Annotated in this window: 25 protein-coding genes; 17 read left to right on the top strand and 8 right to left on the bottom strand. The window is 67.3% G+C overall.

Going from position 1 to position 19,838, the window contains the following annotated elements:
* The first annotated feature begins 14 nt into the window (after positions 1–14).
* From LPA46_RS03495 to LPA46_RS03485, 3 genes are all read left to right on the top strand, one after another.
* On the top strand, positions 15–278 hold the full coding sequence (locus LPA46_RS03495; protein WP_230891398.1) for a hypothetical protein: 264 nt from the start codon (positions 15–17) through the stop codon (positions 276–278).
* A 136-nt stretch (positions 279–414) separates the two neighbouring features.
* Entirely contained in the window at positions 415–756 is a 342-nt protein-coding gene (locus tag LPA46_RS03490; RefSeq protein ID WP_230891397.1) for a hypothetical protein, read from the top strand.
* Positions 757–798: 42 nt separating this feature from the next.
* Positions 799–936: a hypothetical protein gene (locus LPA46_RS03485; RefSeq protein WP_230891396.1), complete on the top strand. Its 138-nt coding sequence runs from the start codon at positions 799–801 to the stop codon at positions 934–936.
* Positions 937–943: 7 nt separating this feature from the next.
* Here the strand turns inward: LPA46_RS03485 and LPA46_RS03480 are convergent, their stop codons facing one another.
* Both LPA46_RS03480 and LPA46_RS03475 read right to left on the bottom strand, forming a co-directional pair.
* Positions 944–1,567: a TorD/DmsD family molecular chaperone gene (locus tag LPA46_RS03480; protein ID WP_230891395.1), complete on the bottom strand. Its 624-nt coding sequence runs from the start codon at positions 1,565–1,567 to the stop codon at positions 944–946.
* Between the two features lie 2 nt (positions 1,568–1,569).
* Complete coding sequence (locus tag LPA46_RS03475; protein ID WP_230891394.1) at positions 1,570–3,663, bottom strand: hydrogenase iron-sulfur subunit; 2,094 nt, start codon at positions 3,661–3,663, stop codon at positions 1,570–1,572.
* 171 nt (positions 3,664–3,834) lie between these two features.
* Here LPA46_RS03475 and LPA46_RS03470 point away from each other — a divergent pair, with 171 nt between their 5' ends.
* The 5 genes from LPA46_RS03470 (at position 3,835) to LPA46_RS03450 (ending at position 9,349) form a co-directional block, all read left to right on the top strand.
* Complete coding sequence (locus tag LPA46_RS03470) at positions 3,835–7,017, top strand: molybdopterin oxidoreductase family protein (protein ID WP_230891393.1); 3,183 nt, start codon at positions 3,835–3,837, stop codon at positions 7,015–7,017.
* Between the two features lie 3 nt (positions 7,018–7,020).
* Entirely contained in the window at positions 7,021–7,695 is a 675-nt protein-coding gene (locus LPA46_RS03465) for a 4Fe-4S dicluster domain-containing protein (RefSeq protein ID WP_330166317.1), read from the top strand.
* Entirely contained in the window at positions 7,695–8,087 is a 393-nt protein-coding gene (locus LPA46_RS03460) for a hypothetical protein (RefSeq protein ID WP_230891391.1), read from the top strand. The genes LPA46_RS03465 and LPA46_RS03460 overlap by 1 nt, the downstream gene beginning before the upstream one ends.
* Positions 8,084–9,097, top strand: a complete 1,014-nt coding sequence (locus LPA46_RS03455) for a cytochrome b/b6 domain-containing protein (protein ID WP_230891390.1) — start codon at positions 8,084–8,086, stop codon at positions 9,095–9,097. The genes LPA46_RS03460 and LPA46_RS03455 overlap by 4 nt, the downstream gene beginning before the upstream one ends.
* A gap of 69 nt (positions 9,098–9,166) precedes the next feature.
* Positions 9,167–9,349 (top strand): hypothetical protein, encoded by a 183-nt coding sequence (locus LPA46_RS03450; protein WP_230891389.1) that lies wholly within the window; start codon positions 9,167–9,169, stop codon positions 9,347–9,349.
* Positions 9,350–9,382: 33 nt separating this feature from the next.
* Here the strand turns inward: LPA46_RS03450 and LPA46_RS03445 are convergent, their stop codons facing one another.
* Positions 9,383–9,784: a hypothetical protein gene (locus tag LPA46_RS03445; protein ID WP_230891388.1), complete on the bottom strand. Its 402-nt coding sequence runs from the start codon at positions 9,782–9,784 to the stop codon at positions 9,383–9,385.
* 105 nt (positions 9,785–9,889) lie between these two features.
* On the opposite strand from LPA46_RS03445, the gene LPA46_RS03440 reads away from it, so the two are divergent.
* Complete coding sequence (locus tag LPA46_RS03440; RefSeq protein WP_230891387.1) at positions 9,890–10,318, top strand: DUF7522 family protein; 429 nt, start codon at positions 9,890–9,892, stop codon at positions 10,316–10,318.
* On the opposite strand, the gene LPA46_RS03435 is transcribed toward LPA46_RS03440, so the two are convergent.
* The 3 genes from LPA46_RS03435 to LPA46_RS03425 form a co-directional block, all read right to left on the bottom strand.
* On the bottom strand, positions 10,315–10,953 hold the full coding sequence (locus LPA46_RS03435) for an RAD55 family ATPase (protein WP_230891386.1): 639 nt from the start codon (positions 10,951–10,953) through the stop codon (positions 10,315–10,317). The genes LPA46_RS03440 and LPA46_RS03435 overlap by 4 nt on opposite strands.
* A 70-nt stretch (positions 10,954–11,023) precedes the next feature.
* Positions 11,024–11,965: an NAD-dependent epimerase/dehydratase family protein gene (locus LPA46_RS03430; protein ID WP_230891385.1), complete on the bottom strand. Its 942-nt coding sequence runs from the start codon at positions 11,963–11,965 to the stop codon at positions 11,024–11,026.
* 58 nt (positions 11,966–12,023) lie between these two features.
* Positions 12,024–12,830, bottom strand: coding sequence for an N-acyl homoserine lactonase family protein (locus tag LPA46_RS03425; RefSeq protein ID WP_230891384.1), 807 nt, complete (start codon positions 12,828–12,830; stop codon positions 12,024–12,026).
* Positions 12,831–12,932: 102 nt separating this feature from the next.
* Here LPA46_RS03425 and fer point away from each other — a divergent pair, with 102 nt between their 5' ends.
* The 7 genes from fer to LPA46_RS03390 all read left to right on the top strand — a co-directional run bounded on the left by fer (position 12,933) and on the right by LPA46_RS03390 (position 17,945).
* Positions 12,933–13,619 carry a ferredoxin Fer gene (fer, locus tag LPA46_RS03420; RefSeq protein ID WP_230891383.1) on the top strand — a complete coding sequence of 229 codons (687 nt, stop codon included), beginning with the start codon at positions 12,933–12,935 and terminating at the stop codon, positions 13,617–13,619.
* 47 nt (positions 13,620–13,666) lie between these two features.
* A complete protein-coding gene (locus LPA46_RS03415) occupies positions 13,667–14,215 on the top strand; it encodes a tRNA (cytidine(56)-2'-O)-methyltransferase (RefSeq protein ID WP_230891382.1) in 549 nt (182 codons plus the stop codon).
* 57 nt (positions 14,216–14,272) lie between these two features.
* A complete protein-coding gene (locus tag LPA46_RS03410; RefSeq protein WP_230891381.1) occupies positions 14,273–15,253 on the top strand; it encodes a bile acid:sodium symporter family protein in 981 nt (326 codons plus the stop codon).
* A gap of 66 nt (positions 15,254–15,319) precedes the next feature.
* Positions 15,320–15,838, top strand: a complete 519-nt coding sequence (locus LPA46_RS03405) for a transcription factor (RefSeq protein ID WP_230888531.1) — start codon at positions 15,320–15,322, stop codon at positions 15,836–15,838.
* Positions 15,838–16,503, top strand: a complete 666-nt coding sequence (locus LPA46_RS03400) for a DUF2110 family protein (RefSeq protein WP_230891380.1) — start codon at positions 15,838–15,840, stop codon at positions 16,501–16,503. The genes LPA46_RS03405 and LPA46_RS03400 overlap by 1 nt, the downstream gene beginning before the upstream one ends.
* Positions 16,500–17,222 carry a DUF5803 family protein gene (locus LPA46_RS03395; RefSeq protein ID WP_230891379.1) on the top strand — a complete coding sequence of 241 codons (723 nt, stop codon included), beginning with the start codon at positions 16,500–16,502 and terminating at the stop codon, positions 17,220–17,222. The genes LPA46_RS03400 and LPA46_RS03395 overlap by 4 nt, the downstream gene beginning before the upstream one ends.
* Before the next feature lie 45 nt (positions 17,223–17,267).
* Positions 17,268–17,945 carry a competence/damage-inducible protein A gene (locus LPA46_RS03390; RefSeq protein WP_230891378.1) on the top strand — a complete coding sequence of 226 codons (678 nt, stop codon included), beginning with the start codon at positions 17,268–17,270 and terminating at the stop codon, positions 17,943–17,945.
* 153 nt (positions 17,946–18,098) lie between these two features.
* Here LPA46_RS03390 and LPA46_RS03385 read toward each other — a convergent pair whose 3' ends face one another.
* On the bottom strand, positions 18,099–18,467 hold the full coding sequence (locus tag LPA46_RS03385) for a DUF7522 family protein (protein WP_230891377.1): 369 nt from the start codon (positions 18,465–18,467) through the stop codon (positions 18,099–18,101).
* Positions 18,468–18,551: 84 nt separating this feature from the next.
* Between LPA46_RS03385 and LPA46_RS03380 the strand changes: the two genes are divergently transcribed.
* Positions 18,552–19,619, top strand: coding sequence for an ATP-NAD kinase family protein (locus LPA46_RS03380; RefSeq protein ID WP_230891376.1), 1,068 nt, complete (start codon positions 18,552–18,554; stop codon positions 19,617–19,619).
* 38 nt (positions 19,620–19,657) lie between these two features.
* Here the strand turns inward: LPA46_RS03380 and LPA46_RS03375 are convergent, their stop codons facing one another.
* Entirely contained in the window at positions 19,658–19,831 is a 174-nt protein-coding gene (locus LPA46_RS03375; RefSeq protein WP_230891375.1) for a DUF5786 family protein, read from the bottom strand.
* Positions 19,832–19,838: the final 7 nt, after the last annotated feature.

Below are 19,838 nucleotides of genomic sequence, written 5' to 3'. Positions count from 1 at the left end.
CCATCCCTCCGGACATGAGTCTCAGAGAGGCAATCGACCAGACCGGGTGGCTCCCCGTCGCGGTACTGCTGGTCCTGCTGTGGACCATCGTCACTGCGCTCAACGTAGTGAACCTCACGCAGGCGTACTCGGGCGTCGTCGGTCCCTACGTCGGTCAGACGTTCGTCGGCGGCGCACTCGGGCTGCTCGTGCTGCTCGGGTTCGGCGCGGGCGTCGTCTACGTCTACGGCGAGGCCGGCGAGAGCGAACCCACCCCCGAGTCGTTCCCGCCGCAATGATGTACGAATGCTCGCAGTGCGAGAACATGACCCGCATGCCGGGCTGCGAGACGAACGCGACGACGCGCCAGTGTCCCGTCTGTGAGGAAGTGACGACGTGGCAGGTCGCCTTCGAGGGCGAGGGGCTGAGCTTCTGATGCAGTTCGAAGCCAGCGACCGCCTCGTCGCGGCCGCCGACGAGTGGGCGGAGAAACGCATGAGCGACCGCGAGGACGCGCTCGAGACGAAAGTCGAGCAGGCGCTCCTGGAGGTCGAACACCTCGTCTCCGGCGAGCAGGACGTCGACTTCGACGTCGACGAGCGGACGGTCACCTACGAGCCGACCGACGAGCTCGCGGCGTTCCTCGACCAGCAAGCCGAATCAGTCGGCGTCGACCCGGAGGACGTGCTGTCGATGTACGCCGACCTGTTCGCGACGGTGTTCCTCGACAACTACGACCAGGAGGAGCGCCCGCCGAACGCGCCGCCGACGGAGTAGGCGACCGCAACGTTTTCTACGCCCCCCGCTCTACGGCATAGCATGGCACACAAAGAGTCCGGCTGGAAACCGAAGGGCCGCGCGATGCAGTACAAAGGCGAGGACGTCACGGACCACGCCGTCGCCCCCGGCGAAATCAACGACGCGGAGAAAGAAGCCGGCGACAACGACGACGAGTAGTTCTTTTTTACGCGACGAGGTCGCGTTCGAACTCCACGAACCCGCGGAGCACGTGGACCGCGGCGAGGTAGAACGGCTCGTCGGTGGCGTCCACGACGTCGTCGAGGTACGCGTCCAGCCACGTCGAGAGGTGTTCGTCGAGGAACACGCGCTCGAAGCCGACGGCTTCCTCCTCGCCGGCCTGCTGGCGGCGCAGCAGGTTCCGGAGGAACAGCAGTTCGACGCCGACGTAGTCGGCCTCCTCGCTAATCGACTCGGGCACCTTCCAGCCGGCGGCGCCGTAGCTGGCGTCGACTTCCGCCAGCCCCGACGAGAGGAAGTCGGTGTCCTCGCGGTAGTAGGTCTCGTGGGGCTGGACGGGCGGTCGCGGCCCGACGAACAGCCGCGTGAACTCCTTGGCGAGGTCGTCGACGACCGCCTCGACGTCGCGGCCCTCGTTCTCCTCGACGAAGTCGTGGAGGTACTCGAAGCCCGTATCGAGGTCGTCGTTGATGGAGTCTGCGGGCGTGTCGAGACCGCCGTCGAGGAGTCGTTCGACGAACGCCTCCTCGGGGGTGTCGTAGAGTGCGTCGACGAGGTAGTCGACGAGTTCGAGTCGTGCGTCGTAGAGTGCCTGCTGGTCCAAGCTCATGGTTACGTGTCGTAGACGAGTTTCGCGCGGCAGTCGCTGCAGTACTCGAAGACGTCGCCGTCGGCGTCGGGCGCGATGCCCGCGACGACGTCCCCGACTTCCTCGCTAATCTTCTGTGCGGACGCCTCGCTGGTGAACGGCTTGCCGCAGCGGCGACACTCGCGCATCTCGCCGTCCGCGACGGTCGTCCACGCGTCCCCGTCGTTGTTCTCGGGGAGCAGGCCGAGTTCGAGGCCGCCGTCCACGCGGATGGCGTCCTCCATGCAGCCCTCCTCGCAGAGCCCGCAATTCACGCAGCGCTCGTGGTCGAACTCCAGGCCAGCTTCCTCGCGGCGGAGCGCGTCCGTCGGGCAGAGGTTCGAACACGTCGGCGTGAACGTGCAGTCCTCGTTGACTTCGACGCGGCCGAACGACTCCAGCCCGCGGACAACGTCCCGGGGGTCGGTGTGCGGGACGATGGCGCGCACGCTCTCGAGCCCCCACTCGTGGGTGTTGAATTCGGGGTTCGCGGTGGTCGCGTCGGCGATGCCGGTGGCCTCGTGGCCGGTCGGCACCGGCGACGGGTCGAGACCCAGTTCGACGAACCGGCTGATGTCCTCGACGAACGCCTCCGGCTCGCCGGGTTCGGGCGCGAAGAACGCCGTGCGCTTGCCGAGCCCGAGGTCCTCGGTCGCCTGATTCATGCGTGTCACGAGTTCGGCCTTCGGGTCCGGGCCGGAGTGCAGGCAGTCGCCACCACAGCCGACGATGGCGACGCCGTCAGCGCCCGCAGCGAGCGCGTGCAGGACGTGGGCCTCGCCGACGGTGTCCGCACAGGGCACCTCGACGGGGAGAAGCGGCGGGTACTCGATGCCGTCCTGCTGGCGCGCGCGGCGGCCGTACTCGTCGAGCGTGCGGCTCGCACGCTCGTCGCAGACGAACGCCACGACGCCGGTCTCGATGCCATCCGACGACGAGAGCAGTCCGGAGTCGTCGGTCTCGACGAGCATCGACTCGACCTCGCGGGCGATGCGCTCGTTCGAGGGTTCGCGAGCGCGCACTGCGCCGGTCGGGCACGCACTCGTACACGCGCCACAGCCCTCACACGCCACTTCGTCGAACTCCACGCTGTCGATGGTGGGACGGGAGACGGCGCCGTGCGGGCAGGCGTCCGAACAAATCGTACAGCCCTGCTGGCTGGACCCCCCTGCGGCACAGACGTCCATCTCCACGTCGAGGAACTGCGGCTTCTCGATGCCACCGATGAGGTCCTGAACGGCCGCGACGGTCGCGGCGTCGACGGGACCCGTGTAGAAGCCCATGCGGCCGCCGCGCGTCTCCCGGGACGCATCCGGGTAGACGACCTGGTCGGCTTCGACGGTGCGCTCTTCGGGGTGGATGGCGTCCGTGGGACAGCAGTCCACCCAGTCGCCGTTCGGCGCGCCCGGCAGCACGTCGACGGGCTGGCTCGTGACGTACTCGTCGGGCCCCTGCTTGACGCACTCCATGCAGTCGATGCAGTCTTCGGTGACGCCGGCCTGCACCTGTAACTCGAACTCGCCGTAGACGCCGTCGACGTCCGTGACGCGGCCGCGAGCGATGGTGACGTCGCGGAGGTCGTAGTCGGCGTCGGCGAAGTCCTTCCCGTCGGCCAGTAGCGTGACGTCCGCGGAGTCAGACAGCGCCTCGGCGGCTTCGGGGTCGCCGACGACCACGACGTCGTCGCCGGCTTCCCGGGAGACGGTTCGCGGCGGTGCCTCTTCGCGGAGGCCGGCGTACGCGGCGTTGATTTTCCGCGCGACGAGGTCCGTCGCGTCGGTCTCGTCGTGGACCCACGCGCCGCGCTCGCGGTGGTTGACGAACGAGATTGCTTCCGGGTGGAGCCCGGCGTCGTCGAGCACCGTCCGGTATCGTTGCTTGCAGTTGTCGCTCTCGGCCGTGACTATCAGGTGGTCGAGGTCGTACTCCTCGACGACGTGTCGGACTTTCGGGAGCCCTTCCGTACAGAGGAGCGACCCGCTCGCGACGACGTCGACGTCCCGGACGCCTTCCCGGACGCCTTCGAGGTCGAGGTCGACCGCACCACCACAGCCACAGACGAACGCCCCGACGTTCATTCACTCGCCGTTACGTGCGCCCACCGAAAGAGGTTGCGGCTGACTCCCACGAAGAACCGGCAGTCCCCACTTCCTTCCGGGAATTCGGAGGTCAGAATGGCGGGCCCAGGCAGGAACACTAAAGTGGCTGGTCCATCATTAATCGTGGTACACGGTGACAGGCTCTAAACCATGAGTACACAACCGGTCTCTCTGGACCTTGACCGTCGTTCGTTCATGAAGGCGAGCGCCCTCGCGGGCGGCATCGCCCTCGGCGGCGGGATAACCGGCCAGACGCTCGCTCAGGACGGCGAAAGCGGTGGCGCCGACATCTCCGGCGACGATTCGACGCTCACCAAGACCATCTGTAACTTCTGCGCGGTTGGATGTGGTTTCCGCGGAGAACGTGAAGGTGACGCTTTCGTCGGACAGGAGCCCTGGGAGGAGAACCCGATTAACAACGGGTCGCTCTGTTCGAAGGGGGCTGCCATCTACGGCAGCGAACACTCCGAGCGACGTCTGAAACATCCGATGCGGAAGGAAGGCGGCGAGTGGAAGAAGATTACGTGGGACGAAGCGTACTCCCACATCACGGAGGAGCTCGAACGAATCTGGGACGAGTACGGCCGAGACAGCCTGATGTTCCTCGGGAGTGCCCACCACTGCAACGAGGAGGCGTACGCGTCGCGCAAGCTCGCCTCCTTCATGGGCACGAACAACATCGACCACCAGGCCCGTATCTGCCACTCCACGACCGTCACTGGCCTCGCGAACACGTGGGGCTACGGTGCGATGACGAACACGGTCAACGACTACCGGAACTTCGACCTCAACATCATCATCGGGCAGAACCCCGCGGAAGCCCACCCCATCGCGATGCAGCACATCCTCGAGGGGCAGGCCCGCGGCGGCACGGTCGTCTCCGTCGACCCCCGGTACACGAAGACGTCCGCTCACGCGGACGACTTCTACCGGCTGCGTCCGGGGACGGACGTCGCGCTGATGATGGGGCTCATGCGGTACCTCCGCGAGCAGGGCGAGCTCGACGACGAGATGCTCGAGGAGCGCGTGCAGGGGTGGCCCGACGTCGACGGCGAACTCGACGACTACGACCCCGAGACCGTCGAGGAGATTACCTGGATTAGCGCCGACCGCGTCCGGGAACTCGGCGACCTCATCATCGAGAACAAGCCCAACGTCCAGATCGAGTGGGCGATGGGTGGCACTCAGCACAACAACGGCACGCAGAACATCCGTTCGTACGCGCTGACCAGCCTCGCCTCCGGGAGCGCCGCCCACTCGGGCGGTGGCCTGCAGGTGATGCGTGGCCACGCGAACGTGCAGGGTGCGACGGACCTCGGCGTCGCCAGCCACATTCTCCCCGGCTACTACGGCGTCTCCAGCCGTGGTTCCTGGGAGTACTGGGCCGACGTCTGGGACCAGACGCAGACCACGTCCGGCGACGTCACCTACCAGGACCTCTACCAGAAGTTCGAGACGATGCCGCAGGACCTCTTCGAGCAGCAGGGCGGCGACCCTGGTGCCTCCGCGGAGGACCGCTCGCTGATGTTCCAGAACGGGCTGACGGTCGCCCGCTGGTTCGAAGCGGCGCTCCCGCAAGAGGACCGGCTACTGGAGTCGCCAATCTACCAGGAGAACCCCGTGAAGGCGGCGTTCTTCTGGGGGCACTCCTCGAACTCCATCTCGGAGATGCCACGGATGCGCCAGGCGATGGAGGCGCTGGACCTGCTGGTCGTCGTCGACCTGTTCCCGTCGCTGGCGTCCGTGCTGCCGGACCGCGAGGACGGCGTCATCCTGCTGCCGGCGGCCAGCCAGTACGAGCACTGGCGCTCGGTCACGAATTCCCACCGTGCGGTGCAGTGGAGCGAGCCCGTGCGGCCGCCGAGCCACGAGGCGAAGCCGGACCTGCAGATTATGCAGGAGCTGGCCGACCGCCTCGGCTTCGGCGAGCACTTCGACTGGGGTTCGGGCCCCGAGATGTTCAACGGGAAGTCCACCTACGAGGAGGCGCTGCGCGAAATCAACCTCGGCGTCCGTACTATCGGCTATCAGCAGAGCCCCGAACGGCTCCAGCAACACCGGGAGTACGACTACGCCTTCTCCGAGGAGGACACGAAGGCCCACGACACGGGGACGCCGGTCAGCGGCGAGTACTGGAGTCTCCCGTGGCCGTGCTGGGGTGACGGACACCCGGGCACGCCGATTCTCTGGACCGACGAAGTCGACCCCCGCGAGGGCGGCCAGGACTTCCGTTCCCGCTGGGGGACGGAGGCGCCGTCGCCCGACGACTGGGCGGCGATGGACACGGACAAGGAGTACCCGCTCCAGGCGACCTACGACCAGGGCGGCGACGAAGCCCTGAACATGCTCCGGGCGTCGTTCTCCCCGGACTGGTACGACGGCGAAATCGAGGGCGTCCCCGAGTACCCGGGCTTCGCGACGGCGCTGCCCGAGGACCTCGACAACCCCTCGGCACCGTCGCTCCCGTTCGAGTACGCGCTCAGCGAGGACCACTCGCCGTACGACACCGCGGTGGCGCTCAACGAGCGCGACGAGTTCGACTTCGACCTCGACTTCTGGGAGCAGTTCGACAACCCGCAGCCGGACCCGCCGACGGGGCGCGGTCGGGCTCGTGCGGTCGCGTGGGAGTTCCTCGACACGACGCCGGTCCACCGGGAGCCCATCGAGAGCCCCGAGCCGGAGCTGACCGAGGAGTGGCCGGCGAACGGCCAGCAGCACAACGTCTACCGGCTGGACCAGAACAACGCGGAGGTCCAGGACCAGGCGATGAGCCGCATCGCCGACTCCGACGGCGGCATCGACACCATCATGACGACCGGTCGACAGGTCGAACACCAGGGTGGTGGGTCGGAGACGCGGTCGAACATCTTCACCGCGGACCTCCAGCCGCACATGTACGCCGAGATTCACCCGGACATGGCCGAGGAGCTCGGCGTGGACGGCGGGGAACTCGTGGTCGTCGAGACGACGAACCGCGGCTCCGTGCTGGTGAAGGCGCGCGTGACGAATCGCCCGAACGCCGAGGAGACGTTCCTCCCGTACCACTGGGGCGGCATCTTCCAGGGGGAGAGCCTCTTGGACGAGTACCCGGACGGGATGGCACCGTACGCCATCGGTGACAGCGTGAATTCCATCACGTCGCCGGGGTACGACGTCGAAACCCAGATGCAGGAGACGAAGGCCGCGATGGTTCGCATCCGGAAGGCGACCCAGTCCGTGGTCGACGAACTCAACATGGACGTCGACCTGTCGTCGTTCTCGTTCCCTCAGGACGAGAACGGTATCGGCCGACAGAAAGACTTCGACGTCCGGGAGAACAAGCCCGTTCAGTAACAAATGTCATCGAACCAACAATCACAACGTGAGGTCTTGAGCCAGGGGGTCATCAGCACCGGCGAAGGTGCCCGCATCTTCCCCGACGTCGAGGCCTGTATCGACTGCGGTGGCTGTGTCGTCGCGTGCAAGCGCACGTGGGACATCGGCCCGGAGGAACAGCGCATCAGCATCTCCACGATGTTCGAGGGCGAGCAAGCCGACGAGGGCTACAACGCCAACAGCTCGCAGGCGCTCGACGACGGCGCGTTCCCCGGCGAGACCGCCATCCCGATGCAGTGTTACCACTGCGAGAACGCCCCCTGCGTGTCGGTCTGTCCGACCGACGCGCTCCAGAAGAACGACGACGACTTCGTGCAGGTCAGCGAGGACCTCTGCGTCGGCTGTCAGTACTGCCTGTCGGCGTGTCCGTTCGGCGCCCCGCAGTTCCCCGACGAAGACGACGGCGGGAACGCGGTCGTCGGCACCGGCGGCATCATGGACAAGTGTACGATGTGCGAGGAGCGCCAGAACGTCGGGAAGGGCCCGGCGTGCGCCGAAGAGTGCGCGACCGACGCCATCCTCGTCGGCCAGCCCGGTCAGATTGCCGACGAACTCGACAAGCGCGACCGTGACCCCTTCTTCAACGACGAAGCCATGGGGGTCATCTTCGGCGAGGACGCGGAGGTGTTCAACTGATGGCTCGCAGCGACGACGCACGCGGCATGTCGGAGGCGCTCTCCATCGCGGTCAGCGCCGTCGTCGGTATCGTCGTCGCAGTCGCCTCCGTCTGGTACGTCAGCGGCCCCTTCGACGCGAGCTTCGAGACGCTGTACCGCGTCAACCCGACCGTCGAAGGCGGTGGCGTCGGCACCGACTACGTCGCCGGCAACACCGACCCGCTGCTCGACGCGCTCATCGTCGTCATCCATGCGGTCGACGTGCTGATGGGCGTGTTCATCCTCGTGCTCGTGTTCGTGCACTGGGGCGCGTTCCGCCGCCTCGGCGCGCGGATGCGCGACCACGACGAACCCGCGGAGGTCGCCACGGACGGCGGCCGCGACGCGGACAGCGGAGGTGAGAGCGCGTGACGAACATGGACCACGGGAAGTTCACGCGCGTCACGACGTACTTCCACTCGCTGCTCGCGCTGGACGTCTTCCTGTTGTTCTTCACGGGCTACTCCGTGATGTTCAACGACGAACTCTGGTGGATGGTGGAGTTCATGGGCGGCAACGCGGGCGTGCTCGCGCTCCACCGCATCGCCGGCTTCGGCCTCATCGTGCTCACCGTCTTCTGGGTGACACTGATGCTCATCGGGCCGGGACGGCGCAAGAACTTCAAGGCGGTACTCCCGACGCCGACGGACGCGAAGGCGTTCATCCAGGACGTGCAGTTCGTCCTCGGGCGTGCCGACGAACGCCACCCGAACGCGCGCCAGTTCGCGGGCTACTCCTCTGACGAGGTCCCGCTGCTGTCGTACGTCGGGAAGGGCGTCGTCTGGATCTTCACGGTCGAGCTCGTCCTCCTGATGATTTCCGGGCTGCTCATCTGGAGCAAGGTCGGGCTCGCGCAGTTCTTCCAGTCGAAGGCCACCGCGACCGCGTTCGTCACCTTCCACGGCCTGCTCGGAGTCGTGATGGTGATGGGTATCATGTTCCACATCTACGAGCACGGGTTCCATCCCGCGTTCTACCCCGTGGAGATGAAGGCGTTCGTGCCGAAGTCGATGATGCCCCACGAGGAACACGAGGACCACGAGGGCACCGGCATCGAGCTGCTCTCGCTGCGCCCCACGTGGAAGTGGGCCGTGAACCTCGCCGGCGCTGCCGTCGTCATCGGCATCGTCAGCATGCTCTTCGCGAGCATCTTCGACTCCGGCTACCCGATACCCGCCGGGCTGACCCCCGGCGGCGGGCCGACGAGCGTCCTGCTCACAATCGGCGTCAACATCGGGATGTTCGTGCTGCTGCTGGGCGTCGTGCTCTCGACGTACGGCAACGTCCTGCGCGCTCGCTACGAGCAGCAGGTCGCCGGCGACGAACACGACTCCGAGCCCGAGGCGGCCGCAGACGGCGGCCAGCCCCGCGACGACGAGTAACCACACCACGACTCCGTTTTTTCGCCGTCAGCCGGTTCGTTTAAGGGACTCGTCGTGTTAGCCGATATCATGGCTGGTGTACTCGACCTCGTGTACGTCGCGCTCGCACTGCTCGTCTCCGTCGGCGGCGTGTTCACCGTCTGGTGGATCGGTCGCGACCTCGACGACGAAATCGACCCGACCTCGGACCTGCTGCGCGCGGTCGCGGTGTCGGCGTTCCTCGTGCTGCTCGCGTGGCCGTTGCTGGGCTGAATCGCGCGCCAAAAAATCCGTTTTTCGTAGTCGTTACGCCGTCAGCAGCTCCGCGGACTCCTCGGAGAGTTCGACAGTGACGTCCTGGCGGGTCTGCTGGCTAATCTGGTCGATGTTCCGCGTGAGCACGTCCAGAATGTCCTCGGGTTCCGGGTAGACGAGCATGTTCCCCTCGTCGTCCTCCATCACGAGCTGGGTGTCCGCGAGGTTCACCTGGTCGTGGTCGAGGTTCGCGACGATGGCGGGGAGTTCCTCGGCGCCGCCGGGGTCGCCCTCCTCGACCATCGTCACGTACAGCGCGTCTAGGCCGATGAGGTCCTTGTACTCGCGGACGCGGCGCGCAATCTCCACCATGTCCTTCGTGACGGCAGTCTTCTCTGGGTTGCCGTGTTCGCCCTCGTAGCAGTGTTTGCACACCCGCAGTTCGATACGCATAGACGACCGAAGGTGCGACGGCCGCTTGAACCTTCGGCTGTGCGGGCGATTTTCCGTCTCTCGGGCGACGGAAGATTAACCACCCGTGGAGCCGAACGGTGGGGTATGCCCGCCGAATCGCTCGCGAGCTATCTGCGCGAGCTCGACGCCGGTGACCTCAGGTCGGCCGTCCACTACGAAGGCGACGACTACGAGACCGTCTACCAGCGCGAGGACCTCTCCGAGGAGTACACCGAGGCGGAGTTCGAGGAAATCGCGAAGAACTTCGTGCTGAAGGGGTTCGACGACCCACTCGAACAGCCGGAGTTCGCGCGCTTCGGCCACCTCGACGCGACCGTCCGGTGGTTCCACGAGGTCGTCGTCGTCCAGATACCCCTCGACGAGTGGTCGGGCGTCATCGTCGCGTTCGACCGCGAGAGCATCGAGGACACGGGGACGCTCGTCGACGCCCTCCTGGAGTACGTCGAGGAGAACTTCGCCGAGCACGGCGACGTCGCCGAAGACCCGGACGAGCTCGCCGGCGAGTTCGACTAGTAGGACACCCACTCGGTCGGCGACTCGCCGAGGCCGACCACGCGGAGTTCGCGGCCGTCTTCTTCGCTGCGCGTCTGAATCATGCCGTCGTACAGCGGCGCGAGCGTGTCGAAGCTCTCGCGGTTGCTGGTGTCGAGGACGCCGAGTCCGAGCCAGCCCAGCCGCTCGATGTGGCCGACGAAGACGTGCAGAAACCGGTAGACGCGGCGCACGTCGGCGTACATCAGCATCGTCGAGATAGTGGAGATGTCCAGCCGTGCCCGGTCGCACTCGCGTTCGAGGCGCTGGAAGATACCGCCCAGCCGGATGCCCATGTCCGTGATGTCGCCCGGCGAGGAGACGTACTTCACGAGGTCCTGGTCGCGGACCGACTCGCCGCGCTGGCGCGTCACGCAGTCGACGATGCCGGCGCGGCCGTTCTTCACTTGCTCCCAGACGTGTGGCGCGCGCTTCCGGATGGTCTTCGTGCTGTCGTGCGCGCCGACGACGATACCGCCATCGTCGCGCTCGCAGCCGTCGTCGACCAGCGAGAGCGCGAGCTCGCGTTTCCCCGTCAGCGGCGGCCCGCCGACGAGGAGGTTCGAACCCTCGGGAATTTCCTCCACGGGGAGGAACTCAGCGACGTCGTAGCCCATTACGTCGTACTGTTAGCCGCACCGGGATAGGGTTTGTTCCCGACGTGTGACTCGTTTGTCTGTTCTGTGGTCATTCGCGTTCCGCGCGCAGTTCCTCGACGAGGCCGCGAGCGGCTTCCCGGACGGCTTCGTCGCTGGACTGGCTGGGCTCCCAGCCGAGCGCGGAGAGCTTCTCGATGGAGAGGCGCATCTTCGGGACGTCGCCGGTCCAGCCGCGGTCGCCGCCGGTGTACTCGTAGTCGGGTTCGACGTCGAGCTCGTCGGCGACGATGTCCGCGATGCGGTTGACGGAGGTGGTGGTGCGCGTGCCGAGGTTGTAGACGTTGTAGTCGTCGTCCGCGTGCTCGACGACGTGGGTCATGGCGTCGACGCACTCCTCGACGTGCAGGTAGGACTTCTCCTGGCGGCCGTCCCCCAGAATCTCCAGCGTCTCCGGGTCCGCCAGGAGTTTCTCGATGAAGTCCGGGACGACGTTGCCGCGCTGGCGCGGCCCGACGATGTTCGCGAACCGGTACACCCACGACTGGATGCCGTAGGAGTTGGCGTACGTCGAAATCAGCCCCTCGTCGGCGAGCTTGCTCGCGCCGTACACCGAGATGGGTTCGAGGGGCGCGTAGTCCTCTGGCGTGGGCATCGGCGCTTCGCCGTACACCGTCGACGAGGAGGTGAACGCGAGCTTGTCGACGCCGACCTCGTGCATGCGTTCGAGGACGTTGTACGTCATCTCCGTGTTCTCCTCGAACAGCTGGCGGGGTTCGCCGTAGTTCGTGTCCGTGTACGCCGCGAAGTGGAAGACGATGTCCACGTCCGCCGTAATCACGTCGTTCACGTCGTCGGGGTCGCGCACGTCGGCTTTCGCGAACTCCACGTCGTCCGGGACGCGGTCCCGCGTGCCCTTCGAGAGGTCGTCCACCGCGAGCACGTCGTTGTCGGCCGCGAGGTCCGCGGCGAGGTGAGAGCCGACGAGTCCGGCGGCACCCGTCACGACGACGCGCTTGCCTGTGAGGTCCATACCCGACGACACCGGACCGTCGGTCAAGAGCGTTCCGATGGGTGACACGCAGCGTCGCTCAGTCGAGGTGTGCAGGCGGCTCCGGGAGGGCGTCGAGGTGGTCGCGGTCGTGCGAGAGGAAGACGTCGGCGTCCCAGCGCTGCGCGTCGTTCCGGAGGCGGCGCGTGGTCGCGATGGCGGTCTCGGTGTCCCACGCGAACGACGGCTGTCGGTCGGCCTCGTAGGCGGTTTCGAGGAACGCCACGTCGCCGCCGAGCACGACCGTCCCCTCGTTCTCGAGGTCGACCTTCACGGACTGGTGGCCGGCGGTGTGGCCGGGCGTCGGGACGCACTCGATTGCGCCGTCGCCGAACACGTCGTAGCGCCCCTCGACTGGCGTCACGTCGAACTCCGGGGAGCGCAGCACGCCGAAGTCCCCCTCCAGGTAGAGGTCGCGCTGGAACGGGTCCGCGGGCCACCACGCGTACTCCAACTCGGCCTGCTGGACGACGATTTCGGCGTCCGCGAACGACTTCACGTCGCCCGCGTGGTCGAGGTGGAGGTGCGTGAGTACGACCACGTCGACGTCCTCGGGACTGTAGCCGACTTCCGTGAGCAGCGCGGACGCGCGGCGGCCGGCGTTCGTCTCGATGGCCGCGGCGTGGTCGGCGGCCTGCGGTGCGCCGTAGTTGCCGTAGTTCTCGGGGTCCGCGACCATCGCCGGGTCGACGCCGGTGTCCACGAGCACCGTCCCCTCGGGGTGGTCGACGAGGTAACACGGGCACGGCGAGGCGTACGTCTCGCCGGGCTGCTCGCCGCGGACCATCGAGCTGTACTCGTAGTCCCAGTCGGCTGTATCGAACGCGTAGAGCTTCGACGCGGGCATGCTCGTGGCTGCGCCCGGCTCCCTCCTAAGCGTGGTTGCCGAGCCCCGGCAACGAGCGCGGCCGCGGAGAGACTTTTGAACGTGTGGCCCTTCGAGTCGAACATGGATTCTCCCTTCGACGTGCTGGGGGTCGACGAGGACGCCAGCGAGGGGGAAATCGAGCACGCGTACCGCGAGCGCGTCAAGGAAGCCCACCCCGACCAGGGCGGCTCTGCGGCGGAGTTCCAGTTGGTGCGCGCGGCCTACGAGAAGGTCACCAGCGAGGACGCCGACGACGGCACTGACATCGCGACGGAAGCCGGCTTCGGCGACGAGTCACCGACCGACTACGGCGTCGACCCCGAACGCGACTTCCGGCCGTGGGAGGAGACCCACGTCGAGTACCTGAACTACGCCGTGCTGGACGACTACGGCTGGTCGCTCGGCGACGACGACCTCTTCGAGCGCGCCGCCGACGCCGGCCTCGACCCCGTCAACCACGGCGAATTCGACGTCGCGCCCGGCGAGTCGCTCCTGGAAGCCGCCGAGGACCGCGGGTTCGCGTGGCCGTACGCCTGCCGTGGCGGCGCGTGCGCGAACTGCGCGGTCGTGGTCGTCGACGGCGACCTCTCCCAGCCCACCGACCACATTCTCTCCCCGGAGCTGGTCGACCGCGACATCCGGCTGTCCTGCAACGGCGTCCCCACCACCGAGGACCTCCGCGTCGTCTACAACGTCAAACACCTCTCGGAACTGGAGGACCTCCGGCTGCCGCCGTACCCCTTCGAACTCGCGCACGCCGACGACTGACCGCGCGAGTCGAAACGCGTACCCCGGCGGGACGATTCTGCGGACGTATGCAGGGATACCCCGAGGTCACGGTGCTCCGGTACGGCCACCGGCCGGGCCGGGACGACCGGATGACGACGCACGTCGGCCTGACGGCGCGCGCGCTCGGCGCGGACCGCGTCGTCTTCCCCGGGAACGCCGGGCAGTCCGAGCAGACGGTCGCGGACATCACCGAGCGGTTCGGCGGCCCCTTCGACGTCGAACTCACGGACGAACTGGACGCGTTCATCCGCGACTGGGACGGCTTCATCGTCCACCTCACGATGTACGGCGAGCGCCTCCAGGACGTCGAGAGCGAGATTCGACGCATCCACGACGACCAGCGACAACCACTCCTGGTGGTCGTCGGCGGCGAGAAAGTCTCCTTCGAGGTGTACGAGGAAGCCGACTTCAACGTCGGCGTCACGAACCAGCCCCACTCGGAGGTGGCGGGCCTGGCGGTGTTCCTCGACCACCTCTTCGACGGCGCGGAACTCGACCAGGAGTACGAGAACGCCGAGCAGCGCGTGATTCCGCAGGCGCTGGGCAAGCGCGTCGAGGAAGTCGACGAGGAGTGACGCCACAATACTGCCAGTAGGCGAAAGTTTCTCCTTCCGGGTCGTCGCCGTACGAGTATGAGTGTCAGCGGAGGGATTTCGCGGGTGGCACAGGTCGCGAGCAAGTACTTCGTCGTCTGGGTGATAGCGGCGGCGGGCCTCGCGCTCGCCTATCCGGACGCGTTCGTCCCGGTACTGAACTACGTCAACCCCCTCTTGGGCATCATCATGCTCGGGATGGGGCTGACGCTCCAGCCCGCGGACTTCAAACGCCTCGTCGAGCGCCCCGTCGACGTGGGCATCGGCGCGGTGACGCAGTGGCTCGTGATGCCGCTGGCGGCGTACGCGCTCTACCTCCTCTTCGACCTGCCGGACGCCATCGGCGTCGGCCTCATCCTCGTCGGCGCCGCACCCGGTGGTACTGCGTCGAACGTGATGTCGTACCTCGGCCGCGGCGACGTCGCGCTGTCGGTCGCCATCACGACGGTGACGACGCTCGCCGCGCCCATCGTGATGCCCGCGTGGACGCTGTTCATCCTCGGGGAGGCCATCGACGTGACGTTCATGGAGATGTTCACGAGCATCGTCCAAATCGTCATCATCCCGGTCGTGCTCGGCTTCGGGATTCGGTACGTCCTCGACCGCTACTCGCCGAAGGCGGCCGAGGTCGGTGTCGACGTCTTCCCCGTGATTAGCGTCGTCGCCATCGTCGCTATCGTCGCGGGTGTCGTCGGCGCGAACGTCGACAATATCCTCACCGCGGGTGTGCTCGTGCTGGCGGCGGTCGTTCTCCACAACGGTATCGGGCTCGGTGCGGGCTACGGCGTCGGTCGGCTGTTCGGCATGACGGAGGACCGCGTGCGGACGACCACTTTCGAGGTCGGCCTCCAGAACAGCGGGCTCGCGGTCGCGCTCGCGGCGTCGCTGTTCGACCCGGCGGCCGCGCTCATCCCCGCGCTGTTCAGCGTCTGGCACAACGTCAGCGGCCCCGCGCTGGCGAGCTACTTCACGTGGCGCGACGACCAGACCGCGGACGCCGCTGGGGCGACCGCGGACTGACGGTCCGCGCCCGTCAGACGGGGGAGTGACAAGACTTAATGCCGGCGCGGACCCCTTTTTGACGTAATGGCTTTTGAGGAGCTACTCGACGACCCCGTGGTTCAGAAGTACCTCCACGAGTTGGTCGGGCCGAAGGGGATGCCGGTGGCGGTGTCCCCGCCGGACGGCGAAGTAACCGACGAGGAGCTCGCCGAGCGGCTCGGGCTCGAACTGAACGACGTGCGCCGAGCGCTGTTCATCCTCTACGAGAACGACCTCGCGACCTACCGTCGCGTCCGCGACGAGGACTCGGGGTGGCTCACGTACCTCTGGACGTTCGAGTACGACAACGTCCCGGAGAACCTCCGCGAGGAGATGGACCGCCTGCTGGAGGCGCTCGTCGACCGCCGCGAGTACGAACTAGCGAACGAGTTCTACCTCTGTGAGGTGTGCTCGATTCGCTTCGAATTCGGGGAGGCGATGGACCTCGGCTTCGAGTGCCCCGAGTGCGGGTCACCCGTCGAAGCGATGGAGAACACCGACCTCGTGGAAGCGATGGACGAGCGCATCGAGAATCTCCGCGCGGAACTCGGAGTGAGGGCCTGATGGTCGTCCTCGCAACCAAACTGTACGTGGAGGGCGACGCCCGCGAGCGCTCGCTGGACAGCCTCCGGTCGCAAGTAGAGAACGACGTCGGTGAACTCGACGTCGAGTACGACGTCGGCGTGCGCCACGACGACTTCCCGACGGTGACCCTCGAGGGTCCCGACGAGGTGGCCGCGCGGAACGTCCTCGCGGAGACGTGGGGCGAAATCACCGAGGGCTTCGAGGAAGGCGAGACGTACGTCGGCACGCTCGAATCCTGGGACGACGAGGGATTCGTGCTCGACGCGGGCGAGGACGTCCGCGTGCCCACCGACGAACTCGGCCTCGGGCCGGGGACGGCCACCCAGATTCGCGAGCGCTTCGGGCTCGTGCAGCACGTGCCGCTGCGGTTCACGTACGGCGAGCCGGCCGAACTCGCGGAGGTCGAGCGCGACCGCCTCTACGAGTGGACGCGCGGCACCGGCCGCCTGAACGTCAACAGCGCGACTCGCGGCGAGGTCCGCGCGACGGTCAACCGCGCCGGCCACGCCCAGGACATCGTCACCGTCGAACGCCTCGGTCTGCTCGAACAGAGCATCGTCTGCCGCGAGGGCACGGACCCGCCCGGCCTGCTCGCGGCCATCGGGGAGTACCTCCCCTCGGAGCTGCTCGCGGTCGTTCCATGAGCAGGGCCAGGGTGGCGCTCGGGCTGCTCGCGCTCGTCGCACTCGCCGGCTGCGCCGGCACCGGTCTCGGCGGCGCACCCGCGCCTAGCGACGAGCAACTCGCGGAGAACGCGACCTACGACTGGGACCGCGACGCCGACGTCACGCTCAACGTCACCGGCGAACAGTACAAGACCGTCGCCGACGTGAACGGCACCGAGCGCGTGCGCCTCGCCTCGACGAGCGGGTTCGGCGGCCGGAACCCCGTGTTAATTTCGGCGGTGCAGTTCCGCTACGAGAACGGCACCGTCGTCGGCGCGGACGCCATCGACGTCTCCACGCGCGACCAGCGCACGGTAGTCGACCTGCCCGCGGCGAACGGCACGTTCGCGTACACCGGGTCGGCCGGCACGCGCTCGGTGAACGCGCCCCTCGACTTCGAGGGCTCGCACGAGGTCGTGTTGCCGCCGGGGATGCGCGTGTCGTTCCCCATCTTCGGTGACGTCTCGCCGGGCGGCTACGAGAAGTCCATCGAAGACAACCACGTCCACCTGCGCTGGGAGTCCCTAGACAGCGCCACTGTCAGCGCCGAGTACTACCTCGACCGCGACCTCTACATCTTCGGCGGCATCGTCGGCGTGCTGGCGGTCGTCGCGGTCGGCGGCGTCGTCTACTACCGGCTGCGCATCCGCCGGCTGGAGCGCGAACGCGAGCAGTCTGGCCTCGACTACGAGCAGTAGCCCGCGGGGACGTGACTTTTCACCCTCCACTGTATACGAGTGGCCATGCAGGTTGCGGTGGTCACAGTCGGTGACGAACTCCTCGTCGGCGACACCGAGAACACGAACGCGTCGTGGCTGGGCGCACGCCTCACCGAGCGGGGCGCGACCGTCGAGCGCGTCGTGGTGGTGCCCGACGAGCGCGACGCCATCGCCAGCGAAGTCGGGTCGCTGGCGGACCGCTACGACGCGGTCGTCGTCACGGGCGGCGTCGGCCCGACCCACGACGACGTGACGATGGACGGCGTCGCGGCCGCCTTCGACCGCGAGATGGTCGAGCACGCGGACGCAGTCTCGTACTTCCAGACACACGACACCTACCAATTCGCCGACCTCACGGACGGCACCGCGGCGCTCCCCGAGAACGCGCGCCTCCTCGAGAACGAAGTGGGCGTCGCGCCGGGCGCGGTCGTGGAGAACGCGTACGTGTTCCCGGGCGTCCCCGCCGAGATGAAGGCGATGTTCGAGTCCGTCGCCGACGAATTCACCGGGACGACCAACCACGTCGAGTTCGTCCACGTGGACGCCCCGGAGAGTTCGCTGGTGACACCACTAGAAGAGTTACAGGCGGAGTTCGGCGTCACCGTCGGGAGCTACCCCGGCGACGGCGTGCGCGTGAAGATTCAACACGAGAACGAACAGACGGTCCACGACGCAGCCGCGTGGCTGCGCGAACGCGTCTAGCGGTAGAGGTACGCGGTCCACGCGACCGCGAGGACGAGGCCGAGTATCGTCACGGCCCAGCCGACGGAGTTTATCGGGAGTGCAGTGCCATCGGTCGCAGCCAGCAGGAAGCTCATGGCCGGTAGTTCCCGCCGCCCGGTCTTAATTCTTGGTTCACTCGGTCGCGTCGTGCACGACGTCGACGACGTCCCGCCCAGTGTAGTCGCCGCTGGCGTCGAGGGAGACGAGGTAGCCCGAGCGGTCGTCGGTCGGCACGTGCACGACCACGCCGTCCTCGAAGAGGCGGACGGTCGCGTGGAGGTCGCCGAGGTCGTACAGCGACTCCTGGCGGGGCGAAGCGAGCACGTCCAAGACGAGGTCGTCGGCGATGTCGTCGATGGACGCGTCGGCGTACCCTTCGCGGACGTCTTCGCGCATGTACTCGATGTGCCAGTCGGACCCCTCGTGGAAGCCGACGACGCGGAGCGCGTCGCCAACGGTGTCGCGGAGGGCTTCGGCGATGTCGGCGTCGGGAGTCGGCATCGTCGTACGCACGTCACGCCACGACTGTGATACTTTCGAACGACCGACCGGTCGGCTTTTCGGCGCGAATACCCTAGGCAGAGTATGCGAACTGTCGGCGTCGTCGTGAACCCCATCGCCGGGATGGGCGGTCGCGTCGGCCTGAAGGGGACGGACGGGAACGTCGAGGCGGCCCGCGAGCGCGGCGCAGAGCAGCGCGCGCCGGACCGGGCACGCGACGCCCTCGTGGCGCTCCGCGAGCGCGCACCCGACACCGAGATTTTGGCGTACGGCGGCGAGATGGGTGCCGAGGAGGCGCGCGAGGCGGGCTTCGACCCCGAGGTCGTCGGCGAGCCCGACAGCGACGAGACAGCCGCTGCGGACACGAAGGACGCGGTGCGCGCGTTCGTCGACCGCGGCGTCGACCTGATTCTGTTCGTCGGCGGCGACGGCACCGCGACCGACGTCGCGACCGAGCTCGACGAGGTGGACAGCGACGTGCCTGTGCTGGGCGTACCTGCGGGCGTGAAGGTGTACTCGTCGGTGTTCGCGGTGCGCCCGGAGGCAGCGGGCCGGGTCGCCGCGACGTTCGAGGACACCGAGAGCCGGGAAGTCAACGACATCGACGAAGAAGCGTACCGCGGCGGCGAGGTGCGTACGCGTCTCCGGGGCGTCGTCGAGGTGCCCGTGGCGGAGGACCTCCAGTCCGCCAAGCAGGTGCACGCGGGGAGCACGGAAGCGCTCGCGGAAGCGGTCGCCGAGGAAGTCGAACTCGGCGTGACGTACGTACTCGGGCCCGGTGGGACGCTCGGCGACGTGGCGGACGCGCTCGGCGTCGACGGGTCGCCGCTGGGCGTCGACGTCTACCGGGACGGCGAGCTCGTCGTCCGCGACGGCAGCGAGGCCGAGATTCTGGACACGCTCGGCGACGAGAACGTGATTTTCGTCTCCCCCATCGGCGGCCAGGGGTTCGTCTTCGGCCGGGGGAACCACCAGATTTCGCCCGCGGTCGTCGAACAGAGCGAGGTGCGCGTGCTCGCGTCGCCACGGAAACTCGACGAGACGGGCGTACTCCGCGTGGACACCGGCGACGAGGCCGTCGACGAGTCGCTGCGTGGCTGGACGAAAGTCCGGACTGGGCGCTTCGAGCGACGCATGATGAAAGTGGTGTAGCCGCGCGGCAAAAGCAGGAAGAGACGGAGGGAGCCGCGTTACTCGTCGTCTTTCATCGACTGGAGCTGGTCGATGAGTTCGTCGCTGTCGGCGTCGGTGTCGAAGTTGACGCTGCCGTCGTGGTCGTTCTCGTGGACGTTGACTGCGCCGTCTTCGTCGATGTCCGTATTCTGGTTCTCCTGCTCGGACTCGTCGTAGCTACCAAAACCCATGACTACT

Origin of the sequence: Halobacterium sp. KA-6 (genome assembly GCF_021029015.1) — an archaeon.
Lineage (GTDB): Archaea > Halobacteriota > Halobacteria > Halobacteriales > Halobacteriaceae > Halobacterium.
Note: the sequence above shows the minus strand (reverse complement) of the source record. Positions and strands in the feature narration are given on the sequence as shown.

Excerpts from the sequence above, each read along its gene's own strand:
- LPA46_RS03440 (WP_230891387.1), top strand. The coding sequence starts at position 9,890 with ATGCCCGCCGAATCGCTCGCGAGCTATCTGCGCGAGCTCGACGCCGGT.
- LPA46_RS03460 (WP_230891391.1), top strand. The coding sequence starts at position 7,695 with ATGGCTCGCAGCGACGACGCACGCGGCATGTCGGAGGCGCTCTCCATC.
- LPA46_RS03445 (WP_230891388.1), bottom strand. The coding sequence starts at position 9,784 with ATGCGTATCGAACTGCGGGTGTGCAAACACTGCTACGAGGGCGAACAC.
- LPA46_RS03405 (WP_230888531.1), top strand. The coding sequence starts at position 15,320 with ATGGCTTTTGAGGAGCTACTCGACGACCCCGTGGTTCAGAAGTACCTC.
- LPA46_RS03470 (WP_230891393.1), top strand. The coding sequence starts at position 3,835 with ATGAGTACACAACCGGTCTCTCTGGACCTTGACCGTCGTTCGTTCATG.
- LPA46_RS03465 (WP_330166317.1), top strand. The coding sequence starts at position 7,021 with ATGTCATCGAACCAACAATCACAACGTGAGGTCTTGAGCCAGGGGGTC.
- LPA46_RS03400 (WP_230891380.1), top strand. The coding sequence starts at position 15,838 with ATGGTCGTCCTCGCAACCAAACTGTACGTGGAGGGCGACGCCCGCGAG.
- LPA46_RS03415 (WP_230891382.1), top strand. The coding sequence starts at position 13,667 with ATGCAGGGATACCCCGAGGTCACGGTGCTCCGGTACGGCCACCGGCCG.
- LPA46_RS03495 (WP_230891398.1), top strand. The coding sequence starts at position 15 with ATGAGTCTCAGAGAGGCAATCGACCAGACCGGGTGGCTCCCCGTCGCG.
- LPA46_RS03410 (WP_230891381.1), top strand. The coding sequence starts at position 14,273 with ATGAGTGTCAGCGGAGGGATTTCGCGGGTGGCACAGGTCGCGAGCAAG.
- LPA46_RS03390 (WP_230891378.1), top strand. The coding sequence starts at position 17,268 with ATGCAGGTTGCGGTGGTCACAGTCGGTGACGAACTCCTCGTCGGCGAC.
- LPA46_RS03385 (WP_230891377.1), bottom strand. The coding sequence starts at position 18,467 with ATGCCGACTCCCGACGCCGACATCGCCGAAGCCCTCCGCGACACCGTT.
- LPA46_RS03375 (WP_230891375.1), bottom strand. The coding sequence starts at position 19,831 with ATGGGTTTTGGTAGCTACGACGAGTCCGAGCAGGAGAACCAGAATACG.
- LPA46_RS03450 (WP_230891389.1), top strand. The coding sequence starts at position 9,167 with ATGGCTGGTGTACTCGACCTCGTGTACGTCGCGCTCGCACTGCTCGTC.
- LPA46_RS03380 (WP_230891376.1), top strand. The coding sequence starts at position 18,552 with ATGCGAACTGTCGGCGTCGTCGTGAACCCCATCGCCGGGATGGGCGGT.
- LPA46_RS03435 (WP_230891386.1), bottom strand. The coding sequence starts at position 10,953 with ATGGGCTACGACGTCGCTGAGTTCCTCCCCGTGGAGGAAATTCCCGAG.
- fer (WP_230891383.1), top strand. The coding sequence starts at position 12,933 with ATGGATTCTCCCTTCGACGTGCTGGGGGTCGACGAGGACGCCAGCGAG.
- LPA46_RS03475 (WP_230891394.1), bottom strand. The coding sequence starts at position 3,663 with ATGAACGTCGGGGCGTTCGTCTGTGGCTGTGGTGGTGCGGTCGACCTC.
- LPA46_RS03395 (WP_230891379.1), top strand. The coding sequence starts at position 16,500 with ATGAGCAGGGCCAGGGTGGCGCTCGGGCTGCTCGCGCTCGTCGCACTC.
- LPA46_RS03425 (WP_230891384.1), bottom strand. The coding sequence starts at position 12,830 with ATGCCCGCGTCGAAGCTCTACGCGTTCGATACAGCCGACTGGGACTAC.
- LPA46_RS03480 (WP_230891395.1), bottom strand. The coding sequence starts at position 1,567 with ATGAGCTTGGACCAGCAGGCACTCTACGACGCACGACTCGAACTCGTC.
- LPA46_RS03490 (WP_230891397.1), top strand. The coding sequence starts at position 415 with ATGCAGTTCGAAGCCAGCGACCGCCTCGTCGCGGCCGCCGACGAGTGG.
- LPA46_RS03485 (WP_230891396.1), top strand. The coding sequence starts at position 799 with ATGGCACACAAAGAGTCCGGCTGGAAACCGAAGGGCCGCGCGATGCAG.
- LPA46_RS03430 (WP_230891385.1), bottom strand. The coding sequence starts at position 11,965 with ATGGACCTCACAGGCAAGCGCGTCGTCGTGACGGGTGCCGCCGGACTC.